The sequence below is a fragment of the Coriobacteriia bacterium genome (assembly GCA_034370385.1).
Taxonomy (GTDB): domain Bacteria; phylum Actinomycetota; class Coriobacteriia; order Anaerosomatales; family PHET01; genus JAXMKZ01.
The window spans coordinates 75,757-90,571 of record JAXMKZ010000022.1 but is presented as its reverse complement, the minus strand read 5'-3'; the positions used below and the strand labels follow the sequence as shown (position 1 = coordinate 90,571).

At 64.8% G+C, this 14,815-nt stretch carries 15 protein-coding genes; all 15 read left to right on the top strand.

The annotated features are described in order from the left end of the window. Positions 1-61: 61 nt before the first annotated feature. The 15 genes from U1E26_05275 to U1E26_05205 all read left to right on the top strand — a co-directional run bounded on the left by U1E26_05275 (position 62) and on the right by U1E26_05205 (position 14,736). Entirely contained in the window at positions 62-316 is a 255-nt protein-coding gene (locus U1E26_05275) for a flagellar biosynthesis anti-sigma factor FlgM (protein ID MDZ4169047.1), read from the top strand. A 123-nt stretch (positions 317-439) separates the two neighbouring features. Beyond that, positions 440-724, top strand: a complete 285-nt coding sequence (locus U1E26_05270) for a hypothetical protein (GenBank protein ID MDZ4169046.1) — start codon at positions 440-442, stop codon at positions 722-724. Between the two features lie 42 nt (positions 725-766). Beyond that, the gene (locus tag U1E26_05265; protein ID MDZ4169045.1) at positions 767-2,437 is read left to right on the top strand and encodes an ATPase, T2SS/T4P/T4SS family; all 1,671 of its coding nucleotides are present in this window, start codon (positions 767-769) and stop codon (positions 2,435-2,437) included. A gap of 2 nt (positions 2,438-2,439) precedes the next feature. Beyond that, positions 2,440-3,636, top strand: coding sequence for a phosphopentomutase (locus U1E26_05260; GenBank protein MDZ4169044.1), 1,197 nt, complete (start codon positions 2,440-2,442; stop codon positions 3,634-3,636). Continuing rightward, a complete protein-coding gene (locus U1E26_05255) occupies positions 3,633-4,943 on the top strand; it encodes a thymidine phosphorylase (GenBank protein MDZ4169043.1) in 1,311 nt (436 codons plus the stop codon). The genes U1E26_05260 and U1E26_05255 overlap by 4 nt, the downstream gene beginning before the upstream one ends. Positions 4,944-4,960: 17 nt before the next feature. Further along, the gene (locus U1E26_05250; GenBank protein ID MDZ4169042.1) at positions 4,961-7,591 is read left to right on the top strand and encodes a CBS domain-containing protein; all 2,631 of its coding nucleotides are present in this window, start codon (positions 4,961-4,963) and stop codon (positions 7,589-7,591) included. Next, positions 7,588-8,247, top strand: coding sequence for a site-2 protease family protein (locus U1E26_05245; protein MDZ4169041.1), 660 nt, complete (start codon positions 7,588-7,590; stop codon positions 8,245-8,247). The genes U1E26_05250 and U1E26_05245 overlap by 4 nt, the downstream gene beginning before the upstream one ends. Before the next feature lie 133 nt (positions 8,248-8,380). Continuing rightward, positions 8,381-9,460, top strand: a complete 1,080-nt coding sequence (gene trpS / locus U1E26_05240; GenBank protein MDZ4169040.1) for a tryptophan--tRNA ligase — start codon at positions 8,381-8,383, stop codon at positions 9,458-9,460. Positions 9,461-9,472: 12 nt separating this feature from the next. After that, positions 9,473-10,249 carry a segregation/condensation protein A gene (locus U1E26_05235; GenBank protein ID MDZ4169039.1) on the top strand — a complete coding sequence of 259 codons (777 nt, stop codon included), beginning with the start codon at positions 9,473-9,475 and terminating at the stop codon, positions 10,247-10,249. Further along, positions 10,249-10,878: an SMC-Scp complex subunit ScpB gene (gene scpB / locus U1E26_05230; GenBank protein ID MDZ4169038.1), complete on the top strand. Its 630-nt coding sequence runs from the start codon at positions 10,249-10,251 to the stop codon at positions 10,876-10,878. The genes U1E26_05235 and scpB overlap by 1 nt, the downstream gene beginning before the upstream one ends. A 4-nt stretch (positions 10,879-10,882) precedes the next feature. Then, positions 10,883-11,653, top strand: a complete 771-nt coding sequence (locus U1E26_05225; protein MDZ4169037.1) for a pseudouridine synthase — start codon at positions 10,883-10,885, stop codon at positions 11,651-11,653. Further along, on the top strand, positions 11,654-12,265 hold the full coding sequence (locus U1E26_05220) for a bifunctional adenosylcobinamide kinase/adenosylcobinamide-phosphate guanylyltransferase (protein ID MDZ4169036.1): 612 nt from the start codon (positions 11,654-11,656) through the stop codon (positions 12,263-12,265). Between the two features lie 25 nt (positions 12,266-12,290). Then, positions 12,291-13,373, top strand: coding sequence for a nicotinate-nucleotide--dimethylbenzimidazole phosphoribosyltransferase (gene cobT / locus U1E26_05215; protein MDZ4169035.1), 1,083 nt, complete (start codon positions 12,291-12,293; stop codon positions 13,371-13,373). Beyond that, complete coding sequence (locus U1E26_05210; GenBank protein ID MDZ4169034.1) at positions 13,370-14,155, top strand: adenosylcobinamide-GDP ribazoletransferase; 786 nt, start codon at positions 13,370-13,372, stop codon at positions 14,153-14,155. The genes cobT and U1E26_05210 overlap by 4 nt, the downstream gene beginning before the upstream one ends. After that, positions 14,155-14,736, top strand: coding sequence for a histidine phosphatase family protein (locus tag U1E26_05205; GenBank protein MDZ4169033.1), 582 nt, complete (start codon positions 14,155-14,157; stop codon positions 14,734-14,736). Before U1E26_05210 ends, U1E26_05205 begins: the two co-directional genes overlap by 1 nt. The last annotated feature ends 79 nt before the right edge of the window (positions 14,737-14,815 follow it).

Sequence of the window (14,815 nt, the reverse complement as noted above, 5' to 3'; positions counted from 1 at the left end):
ACACACGACCTCCATGATCCTGGATGTTAAGGCCTCGCTTCACGCGGCCGATACAGTGCACATGATTATCTCAGATGAACAAGCCAAGCTTGCCGCCCAGTTTTGTGCCGGTGGTCCTTGCGTCGCCACCAGCAGCCACATCCCCGTGTCTGCGGAGTTCATCGCCCAGGTGCACGACGTGGTCGATCGTCAGCCCGAGATCAGGGCGGACCGTGTAGCCGAGGCGAGGCAGCGTCTTCTGAGCGGTGGGACTCTCGACTGCGGAGAAGTCGCCCGCAAGATGATCTCCCGCATCGTCTCCGACAGCTTGCGGTAGCGGCGGGCGGGGTGGCGCTGCGGCGGCGGGCGGTCACGCCCAGCGCTGGCGCTTTGGGGGCGTTTGCGCGGATAATCAGATTCGGTGGTACCGCACCGTTCTGACGCCGCGAAAGGACCCCCCGTGAGCTCGAAGCCCCTTCGTACCATCCTCACGATCGTCATGGATCTGCTGATCGTCGTGGCGATCGCTCTCACCGCACGCATGGTCATCTCGTTCTTCGGCACGCTTGCCGCGACTCAATGGGGTGAGCTCATCCTGACGATCACCGACAGGTTCGTGCTCCCGTTGGGCATAGAGCCTATCAAGACCCCTTACGGCGGCGTCTTCGATATCACTGCGGCCATCACCATCGGCGTCCTGCTGCTGGTGGAGTGGCTTCTCAGCGTGGCTCGCTCGCGAGGATGAGATCAGCTCGTCGCCTGGTGAACCTGACCTAGGAGCAATCGAATGACGTACTCACGCGAGCGGCTCGGCGAGATTCTCGTGACGGCTGGGTTGCTCTCCACCGAACAGCTCGGCTCCGCTCTCCTTGCGCAGGAGGAGTACAGCGGCAAGATCGGCGAGCTGCTGGTGCACGAGGGCATCTTGTCGGAAGAGCAGATCGCTCAGGCGCTGGCCGATCAGAAGGGGCTGGCTCACGTCAATCTCGCAACGGTCTCCATCGATCGGCAGGCCGCTCTCGCCCTGCCGTTGCGGGTGTGTCGTCGTCACGCGATGATCCCCATCGCGCTGGAGGGCGAGACGCTGACCGTCGCGATGGCCGACCCTCTCGATATAGAGGCCGTCGACGACGCGCAGCTCATGACCGGATATCACGTGCTGGCGGTGGTCGCCGCGGCCACCCAGATTCGTCTGGCTATCGAGAAGTACGTGGCCGGGGCGGACGTCTTGCAGGAGCTTGAACTCGTTGAGCGGGGCAATGACTCGGTCGACGTGGTGGCCAGCGGTGATGACGACTCAGGAGTAGCGGTCGTCCGTGTGGTCAACCAGATCATCCGGGAGGCGGTGCTCGAGCGCGCGAGCGACATCCATTTCGAGCCTGACGAGCAAGGAATCCGCGTCCGCTACCGCGTAGACGGCGTGCTCAGAGAGGCGGCGGGACTGCCGAAGAGCTCTCAGGCCGAGCTTCTGTCGCGGGTGAAGGTCATGGCCGACCTCGACATCACGGAGCGGCGTCGACCTCAGGACGGCAGGTTGAGCGTGCGCGTCGCAGAGCGCTCCCTCGATGTGCGTGTTGCAACGTTGCCTACTCCGCGAGGTGAAGCGATCACGCTGCGCATCCTCGACGGTGAAGTCGCGTTTCATCCGATCGAGGACATCGGGATGAACTCCGAGGACCTCAAGCTGGTGCGCTCAATGCTCAGCAAGCCGTACGGGGCGCTCTTCGTTGCCGGGCCCACAGGTTCCGGCAAGTCCACGACCCTCTACGCGCTTCTGAGCTCCATCAGCACATCAGCGCGCAAGATCATCACGGTAGAGGACCCCATTGAGTACACGATGGACGGCATCACTCAGATAGCCGTCAATCAGAAGGTCAACCTCACCTTTGCCGCTGGACTCAGGACGATTCTGCGGGCTGACCCGGACATCGTGATGGTGGGAGAGGTGCGCGATCCGGAAACGGCTGAGATCGCCGTGAGGGCCGCGCTGACCGGCCATTTGGTTCTCACATCCATCCACACGAACGACGCGCCTTCTGCGCTCACCAGGCTCACCGACATGGGAGTGCCGCCCTACATCACGGCATCGGGCCTGCTGGGCGCGGTTTCTCAACGGCTCGTGCGCCAGCTGTGTCCTCACTGTAAGCGAGAGGCGCACAAGGAGAACGAGCTCCTCAGGGCGATCGGCTTTCCCGAGGCCGAACTAGAGAGCCTGGTTCTCTACGAGGCGGTTGGGTGTGAACGGTGCGGCATGACCGGATACCGCGGCCGGTTGGGCGTGTTCGAAGTGATGGAGTTCACGCCGGACATGCACGCCATGTTCCTGCGCCACGCAGCGTCTGCGGAGCTTCGAGAGGCCGCCATCGCCCGCGGCATGCGCACTCTGAGGCAGGACGCGCTGCGCAAAGTCGCTTTGGGCCTGACCACGCTCGATGAGGTCGAGAGGGTGGTGGTCTGATCATGGGACGACAGCCCCGAGCTATCGTCTTGGTTCTGGACAGCGTCGGTGTCGGGGAGCTGCCCGATGCCGCAGAGTACGGTGATGCCGGCGCCAACACCATCGGAAACACCTCCCGTGCCGCCGGTGGCCTTTCGATGCCGAACCTGGGCGCGATGGGCCTGGGCAACATCACCGATATCGAGGGTGTCGCGCGCGTGGCGAAACCGCGCGCTTCGTGGGGTCGCAATGCTGAGGCTTCTGCGGGCAAGGACACCACGACCGGGCACTGGGAGATGATGGGAATGCAGCTCAAGCGGGCGTTCCCCACCTACGAGGATGGCTTCCCCCACGACGTGATGGAGGCCTGGACGCGGGAGACGGGGCTCGGTTGGCTCGGGAACCACCCCGCAAGTGGCACGGTCATCATCCAGGAGCTGGGCGCTGAGCATCTGTCCTCGGGAAACCCCATCATCTATACGAGCGCTGACAGCGTCTTCCAGATCGCAGCCCACGAGGATGTGATTCCGATCGAGCGCCTGTACGAGCTGTGCTCGATCGCCCGCAACCGCGTCTGCGTGGGCGAGCATGCGGTGGGGCGCATCATCGCGCGGCCCTTCATCGGCCCTGATGCGGCCGGCGTATTCCAGCGCACCCATCGTCGGCGCGACTTCGCACTTGAGCCACCTGAGCCCACCGTTCTTGATCGGCTCTCCGAGGCCGGCATCCTGAGCTACGGCATCGGCAAGATCGGCGAGATCTTCGCATGGCGCGGCATCTGCGAGTCACCCCACTCCGAGAACAACATGCACGGGTTCGACAATCTGCTCGCCCGCGTCAACGACGATACGGACAACGGATTCGTCTTCGCGAACCTCGTGGATTTCGACATGATCTGGGGGCATCGCAACGACGCCGAGGGGTACGCACGCGGACTCGAGGCGGTCGATGCCCGCATTCCCGAACTCGTGGAAGCCATGCGCCCCGGAGACCTGTTCATCCTCACCGCGGATCACGGGTGCGATCCGACGAGCGACTCCACGGATCATTCGCGCGAGTACACGCCGTTGATCGCATGCGTGAAGGGCGTCGAAGGCGGGGTCGATCTGGGCACTCGTTCGACCTTCGCCGACATCGGTGAGACCGTCTTGGACTTCTACGGGCTCGCGGGGTCGTGTGGCAGGGGAGCGAGTTTTCTTGCCGAGGTGCGCGGGCAGTGAGCGCTCCGACCTTCGAAGAGCTCATCGAGGTCAAGCGTGACGGAGGCGCACACGCGCGGCGCGACATCGATCGGGTCGTCGCCGGCTTCTCGACGGGCGAGATGCCTGACTACCAGATGGCCGCATGGATGATGGCCGCCTACCTCAAGGGCTTGAACGCCGATGAGACCGTCTGGCTCACGGATGCCATGGTGCGGTCAGGCAGAGTCGTCGACCTGTCGTCGATTCCTGGCGTCAAGGTGGACAAGCACTCCACGGGCGGGGTGGCCGACACTGCCACGCTGGTGATCGCGCCCATCGTGGCGGCGTGCGGGGTTCCTGTGGCCAAGATGAGCGGGCGAGGGCTCGGGCACACCGGCGGGACCCTCGACAAGCTGGAGTCGATCCCGGGCTTTCGAGTGGAGCTGTCCGCGGAGGACTTCGTCGAGCAGGTTCGACGCATCGGCATCGCGGTCATCGCGCAGACTCCGGACATCGATCCTGCGGACAAGAAGATGTATGCGCTGCGTGACGTGACGGCGACGGTGCCGAGCATTCCCTTGATTGTCGGATCCATCATCTCGAAGAAGATCGCCGGGGGAGCCGATGCCATCCTGCTCGATGTGAAGGTCGGTTCCGGCGCGTTCATGCGCACCCTCGACGACGCCCGTGAGCTCGCATCTGAGCTCGTGCGCGTGGGCCGGGAACTGGGACGCGAGGTCGTGTGTGAGCTCACCGACATGAATGAGCCTCTTGGCATGAGTGTGGGCAATGCGCTCGAGGTCGCCGAAGCGATCCGGGTGTTGCAGGGATCGTCGACGTCGGCTGCGCTTCGCGAGGTGTCCTGTGCTTCGGCGGCACGACTACTCGTCATGGGTGGCGCTGCTGCGGATCGAGATGCTGCCCGGGTGCGGGTCGCCGAAGCGATCACTTCCGGGGCTGCCTTGGCCAAGATGCGGGAGTGGGTCGTAGCGCAGGGCGGCGATCCGGCCGTGGTTGATGACCCTGCGTCGCTGCCCGGAACAGCGCTCGAGCGTGTCGTACGATCGGATCGCTCCGGCTATGTCGCAGGATTCGATGCGTCAGGGGTGGGTAGGGCGGCGATGCTGACCGGCGCGGGTAGGGAGACCCTCGAAGACCTCATCGATCCGGGCGCCGGACTCGTCTTGAAAGTCCGGACGGGGGACGCGGTGGCAGTGGGCGACCCCTTGGCGACGCTCTACGCTGCGTCCACGGAGCGACTCGATGCCGCGCAGGAGCGCTTCATGTCGTCTGTGGCGGTGGCCGCAGAGCCGCCGCTGCCACCGACGCTCTTCCACGAGCTATAGAGGAGAGGTCGCCCACCGTGCGCATCGTCGTAGGACATGCGAATCCTGACTTCGATGCGTACGCGTCCACCGTTGCAGCTGCCCGGCTCTTCGACGGCTCACTCGGGGTGTACCTCGGTTCTCAGAACGCGAACGTCCGCGCCTTTCACAACCTGCACGAGGAGTTCCTGCCCTTCACCGATCTCAAGGGTCTCGAGCTTGCCAAGATCGACTCAGTCGTGATGGTTGACACCCGGGATCCGCGCCGAATCGGAGAGTTGTCCGAAGTCGTGACGCGCGCGGACGTGGAGGTCGTGATCTACGATCACCATCGGCCTCAGGAAGGAGATCTGGTCGGGGCGGACGACCGGAGCATCGACACCGGGTCCACTACGAGCATTCTCGTCCACGAACTCAGGCGGCGTGGCCTTGATCCTCCTCCGTTGGAAGCGTCGCTGTATCTGCTCGGTATCCATGAGGACACCGGGTCGCTGACCTACCCGGGAACCACCGCTTTCGATGCGGATGCAGCAGCCTGGTTGCTGGCGCGCGGGGCCGACATCGAGGTACTCAACCAGTTTCTTTCACGGGCCCTCGATCCCGCCCAAAGAGACCTCCTCGAGCAGTTCGAGGAGTCTCTCGAAGTCTGGCCAATCAACGGGCAACGCATCGCTGTCGGCGTCGCTTCCGCCGACGAGTATGTCGACTCGGCCAGCGTTTTGACCCACTACGTCGTTGAGGATCTGGGGTATCGAGCCGCCATCGGGATCGTCAGCATGCCCGAACGGCTCCAGGTCGTAGCGCGCTCGCGGCTGGCCGAGGTCGATATGGGCGCGGTGATGGCACACCTCGGGGGAGGTGGTCACGCACAAGCGGCGTCAGCCGGCTTCCGTGAGCTCAGCATCCCTGAAGCTCTCGCCCGAGTCCGTGGTGCCCTTGAGGCCGAGGTGCGCCCACCGGTCACGGCGAGCGATGTGATGAGTTCTCCGGTTCGCTCGATCGGGCCCGAGGTGTCGATGCGGGCGGCGGGTGACGTCATGGCCCGTTGGGGGCACGGCGGGTTGCCCGTGGTCGATGGCCAGATACTCATGGGTCTTGTGACGCGCAAGGACGTCGACAAGGCTCTCCGTCACGAGCTCGATCACGCACCGGTGAAGGGCTTCATGGGGCGCAGCGTCGTCACAGTCGGACCTGAAGCCGACCTGCCTGAACTCGAGCGGTTGTTGGCGAGCAGGGGCATCGGGCGCGTCCCGGTCGTCGAGGACGGGGTGATGGTCGGCATCGTGACGCGCAAGGACGTCTTACGTGCACAGCACGGCTCCTCGTATCTGGAGGGTGGTCCCTTTGCCGGAAGCCCGGGTGCCGCACGCCGGTTCAAGGCGGGCGTCGAGGCCCTGCTTCCCCCGAAGGCGCGGGGTGTGCTCGAGGTGCTCGGCCAGGTCGCAGCCGACCAAAGGGTTCGGGCTCACGTCGTCGGCGGATTCGTGCGCGACATGCTCATCGGACGTGAGAATCTCGACATCGATATCGTGGTGGAAGGCGATGGCGTGGCGTTCGGTGACGCCGCAGCCAAGGCCTTGGGGATACAGGCGCGCAGCCATTTGCGATTTGGTACGGCCGTGCTGGTGGTCAGCAAGGAACTTCACGTCGACATCGCGAGCAGTCGCTCTGAGTACTACAGCCGACCCGGCGCTCTCCCCACCGTGGAGAGGTCGACGCTGCGCCAGGACCTGTTCCGGCGTGACTTCGCCATCAACGCGATGGCTGCATGCCTCGATCCGGGCTGCTTCGGCCAGGTTGCTGACCCGTTCGGCGGCCTGGGCGACTTGGACGCCGGCGTGGTACGTGTGCTGCACGGACTGTCCTTCGTCGAAGACCCGACCAGGGTGCTTCGAGCCGCACGCTTCGAGGTACGGTATGGGTTCGACATGGATGCAGACACCGAGCAGCATGCGGTGCGTGCCGTTGAGCTGGATCTGCTCTCTGAGGTGTCGGGCGCCCGTGTCCGTGAAGAGCTGCTCGACGTTCTATCCGAGGCCGACCCGGTCTCGGTCCTGCGCAGACTTGACGAGCTGGGGGCGCTTGCGGAGATTCTGCCCGTCGGCGGGTCGGGGTCAGCGGCGCTCTACTCGGTGACCGAGGCGCTTGTGGCGGCAGACGGTCTCTTCGAGGGGGCGACGCGGCTCGATCGGACCGGACTGCTTCTGGCTGGGCTTGCCGGAGCGGGTCGGCGAGACGGTATAGAGCGTTGGATTCGCCACTACCGCATCGGGCGCGACGGCGCGAGGGCCTCACTCGAGTTGTCGGCTTGCGGGGGGACGGAGAAGGCACTCGCCGACGGACGCGGCATGCGTGATTCGAGGCTGGTGCGGATGCTTCAGGATCTGGCTCCGGAGACCATCGCGATCCTATGGGCGCGCGGCAGTGACGTGAGCCGGTCGCGGATCGAGCGCTACGTGCGTACCCTTGCAGCGATCAGACCGTCGGTGAGCGGTGCGGACCTGATCGCCTTGGGGGCCGAACCATCCGAAGCCTTCTCGGCTATACTGGCGCGTACTCGTGACGACCTCGTCGACGGGCGCGCCGTTGGGCGAGAGGCTGAGCTGGCCAATCTGCGTAGGCGGTCCGTGCGTGCGGGGCTCATTTCTTCTCGGAAGGACCCCGCTTGAACGTCGGTACCCAGACGATCATCCAGCTTGGGCTGTTACTGATATCGATCACCGTGCACGAGTACATGCACGGCTACGCCGCGTTTCGACTGGGGGATCCCACCGCCAAGAACGCGGGCCGGCTGTCCCTCAATCCGATACGGCACATCGATCCCTTCGGCACGGTGCTTCTGCCCTTGCTGTTGTCTCTGGGCGGGGGCCCTATCTTCGGCTACGCCAAGCCCGTGCCGGTGAACCCGCGCTACTTCCGCGATATTCGCCAAGGTGACCTCATCACGGGGGTCGCCGGACCAGCGGCCAACCTGGGCTTGGCCCTTGTCGGCGCCGCCCTCGCGTGGATGGCCCTCTTCGCGGGAGCGATCCTCGGTGAGGGAATCGCCCAATGGCTCTACCTGATCGGCGTACTGCTCACCCAGACGAATCTGTGGCTGATGTTCTTCAACCTGATTCCCATACCGCCGCTGGACGGGTCAAGCGTCGTTCCGCTGTTTCTGAACGACCGGGCCTTGATGAAGTGGTACGAGATGCAGAAGTACTCATTCGGTGTGCTGATGGTGCTGTTGTGGGGAATCCCCGCACTGACGAACTTCAACCCGCTCGGCGTCTACTTCAGCTGGACGGTCGAGCCACTCATGGCCCTGTTGCTGCCGGGGTAGCGGGCTTGGTGTACGCACGGTCGTCGGGGAGCCGGCCGACTGCGTTTGGCGGCGTATCGCGACAACGCCCTATCGCTGCTGCGCTACAATCATCCGCACTCGCCGCGAACGCATAATCGAGGGGATTTCACGCGTGACCAAGAAGCGAACTCTCACCGGTTACCGGCCCACCGGAAAGCTCCACCTGGGCCACTGGTTCGGTAATCTTCAGAACATGCTGCGCATGCAGCACGAATACGATGCGTACTACTTCATCGCCGACTTTCACGCCCTCACGAGCGACTGGGCGGACCCTTCGGGTGTCACGCAGTACACCGAGGAGATGGTTCTCGACTGGTGCGCAGCCGGCCTGGACCCTGAGGTCTGCACGATCTATCGCCAAAGTGACGTACCCGAGGTTGCAGAGCTGATGCTCTACTTCTCGATGGTGTTGCCCATGCCGTGGCTGGAACGTACGCCCAGCTACAAGGAGCAGCGCGCGCAGGTGACCACGAAGGATCTCGGTAACGTCGGGTTCTTCCTGTACCCGGCGCTCCAGGCGGCTGATATCGCTATCGTTCTGGCCGATGCTGTTCCCGTGGGCGAGGATCAGTTGCCGCACCTCGAGTTGACACGTGAGATCGTGCGGCGCTTCAACAACACCTACGGTGAGTTTCTGGTCGAGCCGCAAGCCATCATCGCTACCGCCGGAGCGCGTGTTCCCGGGACCGATGGGCGCAAGATGTCCAAGTCGTACGGCAACTCCATCTTCATCTCGGATTCCGAAGATGAGATGCGGACCAAGGTCATGAGTTTCATGACCGACCCTGCACGCAAGCTCAAGACCGACCCTGGTGACCCGGACATCTGCCCCCTCCACCAGGTGCACAAGCTCATCGCACCTGCCGAAGAGATCGCCGAATGGGACCGATGCTGCCGCGTGGCAGACTGCGGCTGCGTCGCCCACAAGCGCAAGCTGGCCGATGACCTCGTCGCCTACCTCGCGCCGTTTCGCGCGAAGCGTGCCGAGCTTGCGGCGCGCCCCGGTTATGCGGCCGAGGTCCTGTCCGCAGGCGCCGGAAAGGCCAAGCCGGTGACCAGTGGTGTCGTGGCCACGTGCCGTGAGCTCATCGGCCTCGATCCTCGCACGGAGCGCTCTGCCGGTATCGGTCCGGCGACTCATGACACTGCTGTCGAGGAGTCCCGGCCGTCATTCCTCGACGCAGGCGAGTAGGCGGCCACGCGCGTGGGTTACACGGTCAAGACAGATGTCTTCGAGGGTCCGTTCGATCTTCTGCTGCACCTTGTCAGCCGGCAGAAGCTCGATGTCGGTGCCATCAACGTCACGAACGTGGCTGACCAGTACTTGGATCACATCGAACGGATGCACGATCTCGACCTCGATGTGGCCAGTGAGTTCCTGCTCCTGGCCGCGACGCTCCTGGAGATCAAGGCCGCATCCCTGCTTCCCAAGGCCGATGCGTTCATCGGTGACGAACTCGATGATCTCAGCCCCGGCGAGGCGCGTGACATCCTCATCGGCAGACTGCTTGCCTATAAGCAGTTCAAGAACGCCGCGTCCGAGCTATCCCAGCGTATGGAGAACGAGGGCCGGCAACACCCGCGTCAGGCGGGGCTTGAAGTCGACTTTCTCGGGCTCATGCCCGATTACCTCGAGGGCCTGACCCTTCACGCCCTTGCGCTCATCTGCGCGGAGCTCGAGCACCGGCGTGAGGTGATCTTGCTCGAGGCCGAGCATGTCGCGAGCATGCCCATCTCGCTCGAACTGCATGCGGAGAGCGTCAGGCGGCTCATCGCGCGATCCGGGACGGCATCCTTCAGCGAACTGATCGGCGTCGACTCCGACCCTGAGATCGTCGTTGTGACGCTCCTTGCCGTACTCGAGCTCTACAAGCGTGGGGTCGTGGAAGTCACTCAACAGTCGCAGTTCGGCGACATCATCATCACCCAGTTGAGCCCAGAGGAAGCCGCAACACGCGGCTGGCGTGGAGAGGACGACTGATGACGGCGGAATCAAGTATGAGAGGTGCCGTCGAGGCGCTGCTTTTCGTGAGCGATGAGCCGGTGAGCGCTGCTCGCCTGGCTAAGGTTCTTGATGCTTCACCGGGCGATGTCGAGTCGGCGCTTGCGGGGCTTGCACAGGACTACCGGGAGGCGGAGCGCGGTTTCCAGCTCAGAGAGGTCGCGGGAGGATGGAGGCTCTACACCCATCCCGCGCACCACGACATCATCGAGGCCTACGTGTTGTCGTGGGACACGCGGCGGCTGTCACAGGCAGCTCTTGAGGCTCTGGCCGTCGTGGCCTACCACCAGCCGGTGACCCGTGCAGGAGTCAATGCCGTTCGCGGCGTGAACTCAGAGGGCGTCATCGCCTCACTCATGGAGAAGGGGCTTGTCCGCGAGGCCGGCCGAGACAAGAATCAGGGCAACGCCATCCTGTACTCGACAACGCGCACGTTCCTCGAGAAGTTCGGGCTCAAGGACATCTCTGAGCTGCCGCCGATCGACGAGTTCGCGCCCGACGGTGATACCGAGCGCGCGATTCGCGATCGACTGTCGGCCACGCAGGGACCCTTGAGCATCGAGGTCGACGGCGACGTGGATGAGGACGAGATCGCAGTGGTGGACTAGAGCCGTGACTGAGGCACGCGACGACGGGCTCCTCCTCCCCATGCGCCTCCAGCGTTTCCTCGCACGGAGCGGGGTGGCCTCTCGCAGGGGCAGCGAGAGCCTCATGAGCGCGCGCCGCGTACGGGTCAACGGAGTCGTTGTCACCGAGATGGGCGCTAAGGTCGACCCCGCAGTCGACGTGGTGGAAGTTGACGGGGTCACCGTCGGAATCGCCGCTGAATGCACCTATCTCGCTCTTCACAAGCCACGAAGCGTCATGACCACGATGCGGGACCCTGAGGGCCGGGTGACGGTTGCTCAGTACGTGCCGGTGGAGGAGCACCCGGGCCTGTTCCCGGTTGGACGTCTGGACTTCGACACCACGGGATTGCTGCTGTTCACCACCGATGGTGAACTCTCGCACCGGCTCTTGCATCCACGCCGCAAGGTGCCCAAGTGCTATCGCGCGCTGGTCGATGGGCATCCCGACGAGCAGGACCTGGCCGCCCTGTCGGTGGGGGTGGAGCTGGACGACGGCATGACTGCTCCGGCAGTGGTGGAGGTTCTTGAGAACATCGGTCCGCGATCACTGATGGAGATCGTCATCACCGAGGGACGCAAGCGCCAGGTCCGACGTATGTTCAGCGCAGTGGGTCATCCCGTGATTGAACTGGAGAGAGTGACCTTCGGTCCGGTGTCGCTTGGGGGCCTCGAGCCCGGGCGGTGGCGCCGGTTGAGCGCTGAGGAAGTCACTGCCCTCAGAGACGCGGTAGCCAATGAGGACGGTGAATCGTAGATGGGTCTGGTGGTCTTGACGGGTGGCGCTCGAAGCGGCAAGTCCCGCATGGCGCAGAGGCTCGCAAGTGACTTGCAGGCCCGTGGTCACGCGGTTACCGTCATCGTTTTCGGGGTCGAAGCGGATGCGGAGATGGTCTCGCGTATTGAGCGACATCGTGCGGACCGGCCCGAGGGGTTCGAGGTCGTCGAGGTGGACGCGGGAGACGACTCATGGTTGGCGCAGCTCTCCGGCGAGCAGGCCGTTCTCGTGGACTGTCTGGGCTCATGCGTGTCGGGCATCATGTCCTCAGCGTGGGAAGCGCTCAGGGGGGACGCGCCCGGGGCCGATGAGAACACGCTTCTGAAGCCCGAGTACGTCGACCGGGTCGAGAGCGCCGTGGCCCGCGTGGTCGACGCACTGTGCGCCGCAAAGGGCGCCACCATAGTCGTCACCAACGAAGTGGGCGAGGGCGTCGTTCCCGAGTGGGCCTCGGCGCGGCTGTTTCGCGATCTGATGGGACGCTCCAACTCGCGCCTCGTCGCCAACTCCGACGCCGGGTACCTGTGCGTGGCGGGTCGCGCCGTCGATATCCGCGGCCTTCCCGGGCGCATCATCTGGCCGGAGGACTGAACCCTTGGACGCGAGGAGCACACACGTGACCGACGACATCTCGTCGTATGAGTTGCAGCTGTCAACCGTGACCGGGTCCATCGTGGGCACCGACCCGGACGCAGAGATAGCGGCTTGGAAGCGTCTGGACTCGCTCACGAAGCCTCCCCGTTCGCTCGGCCGTCTGGAAGACATCGCCGCGCGCGTGGCCCGAGTCCAAGGCACCGACCGCCCCTCCTGCGGGCGCAAGGTGATCGTTGTTGCGGCGGGGGACCACGGGGTGGTGGCCGAGGGGGTCTCGCCGTATCCGCAGGACGTGACGTGGCAGATGGTCGCGAACTTCGCAAACGGTGGAGCAGCCATCAACCAGATCGCGGCCTCGGTCGGAGCCGACGTCGTCGTGTACGACGTCGGGGTGGCATGCGATGTCTCGCACATCGAGGGCGTCATCGTGAGGAAGGTGGCTCCCGGCACGGCGAACATGGCCCTAGGCCCCGCCATGAGTCGCGAGGAGTGCGCTCAGGCGGTGCTCGAGGGGGTGTCAGCGGCGCGCGAACTCGCCCAACGGGGGTACTCGCTCATCGGAACCGGTGAGATGGGCATAGGCAACACCACGTCGGCCTCGGCCCTCACGGCCGTGTTTGCCGGAGCGGCCGCCGAGACGGTGGTCGGACGTGGCACCGGACTGGACGACTCCGGTGTCGCGCACAAGACCCAGGTCGTATCGCAAGCCGTGCTCGTGAACCGCGCGACTGAGCTCGATTCCCTTGGAGTGCTCTCGGCGCTCGGAGGGTACGAGATCGCCGCACTTGCGGGTGTCATGATCGGGTGTGCGCAGGAGAGGGTCGTCGTCGTGGTGGACGGCTTCATATCGGGTGCGGCAGCGATGGCGGCGGTCGCCCTGTGTCCTGCCGTGCGCGACTATCTCCTGCCCAGCCACCTGTCGGCCGAACCCGGGCATGCGGTCCAGATGGAGGCACTCGGCCTGCGGCCCGTGATCGAGCTCGACATGCGCCTTGGAGAGGGCACGGGGGCGGCCCTGGCGTTCGCACTCGTTGATGCCGCCTGCAGGGTGATGTCAGGGATGGCCACGTTTGCCGAAGCAGGCGTCAGTGAGCAAGCACAGTGACTGACGACACCGGTAAGCGCCCCGTTCTGCGAGATGCCCGGCTCGCCCTAGCATTGCTCACGGTGGTGCCCTCAGGCGTTCTGTGGCCCGAGAGGGAGCGTACGGGCGTGGCCGCTTGGTTCGCCGCTGTCGGACTGGTGTTCGGCTGGGTCGCCTACTCGTTCGCTGCGGCGGTGCCCGTCTCCGTCGCGCAGAGCGTCGGCGGGCTTATGGGGGCGCTCATGGTACTTGCCGGCGCGCTCGTCACCCGGTTGCTTCACTACGACGGCTTGGCTGACGTGGCCGACGCGTGGTGGGGTGGCGACTCTGCTGAGCGTCGTCTCGCCATCATGGCTGATTCGCGTACCGGGGCCTTCGGTGCCACCGGTGTCGCGCTGGTGGTGATCGTCCAGGTCACGGCCGCATCGAGCCTGTTGGCGACGTCTTCAGCTGCGCTGTTGATCGCCCCGGTCGTCGGTCGTCTCGCGGCAACCATCGCGGCGTGGATCGGGGAACCTGCGCGGGACGGCGGGCTCGGGCGCTCCGTCATGGGCCGCCCCCGCTTATCGGAGGTCGCGATCGCGCTCGCCGTGTGCGTGTTGACCGCTGGGGGCGCGTATGCGATTCAGGGGGTCATCGGTCTGATACTGATGGGTGCCGGCATGGCTTCGGCGTTGGTGGTTCCGCACTACATCGCGAAACGCGTGGGTGGTGTCACCGGTGACGTCATGGGCGCGAGCATCATCGTTGTGGGGACGCTCATCCTTGTGGCCGGTGCGTTGGTTAACGGGGTCTTCGGGTGATGACGTGCGAGATACTGCTCGTGCGGCATCCCGAGACGACTGCGAACGTCGAGGGACGCTTGGTCGGACGAGGGAGCGCGCCCTTCACCAGAACCGGGCGTGCGCAGCTGCGCCGGGTACCCCGTAAAGTCGTGCACTTCAAGCCAGACGTCGTGTGGTCGAGCCCCCTTGAGCGTGCACTGGTGCTTGCGAATGCGGCCGGCCGTGCCTGCGGGCACGAGGTTCATGTCGACTCCCGGCTGATGGAGTTGGATTTCGGTCAGGCGGAGGGCATGACGTTTGAAGAGGTCGCAGCCGCCGGAATGGCCTTCAACTACCGGGATAGAGAGCGCCCCGTGGCACCAGGAGGCGAGTCACGAGCCGACATCGAGCGACGCTCGTCCGAGTTCTGCCGTGAGCTGATCGCTCAAGGAGGTCGTCACGCGGTCGTCACGCACGGCGGCGTCTTTCGTGCGGCGCTCGTAGCGCTGCTCGGATTAGCAAGTACTGATATCTGGGCGTTCCACATCCACAACGCCCAACTCGCCACCGTTCGCGTCGTGGACGGCCATGGCACGCTGGAGAGATACGTCGAGGGATAAGCGCGTACGGGGTCTGCGAGCGTCGCGTCGCCAATCCCGCGTATGCGACAATCGGCATACGTTGAGTGGTAGCCTTTCG

Excerpts from the sequence above, each read along its gene's own strand:
- U1E26_05220 (MDZ4169036.1), top strand. The coding sequence starts at position 11,654 with ATGGGTCTGGTGGTCTTGACGGGTGGCGCTCGAAGCGGCAAGTCCCGC.
- scpB (MDZ4169038.1), top strand. The coding sequence starts at position 10,249 with ATGACGGCGGAATCAAGTATGAGAGGTGCCGTCGAGGCGCTGCTTTTC.
- U1E26_05260 (MDZ4169044.1), top strand. The coding sequence starts at position 2,440 with ATGGGACGACAGCCCCGAGCTATCGTCTTGGTTCTGGACAGCGTCGGT.
- U1E26_05205 (MDZ4169033.1), top strand. The coding sequence starts at position 14,155 with ATGACGTGCGAGATACTGCTCGTGCGGCATCCCGAGACGACTGCGAAC.
- U1E26_05275 (MDZ4169047.1), top strand. The coding sequence starts at position 62 with ATGATTATCTCAGATGAACAAGCCAAGCTTGCCGCCCAGTTTTGTGCC.
- U1E26_05265 (MDZ4169045.1), top strand. The coding sequence starts at position 767 with ATGACGTACTCACGCGAGCGGCTCGGCGAGATTCTCGTGACGGCTGGG.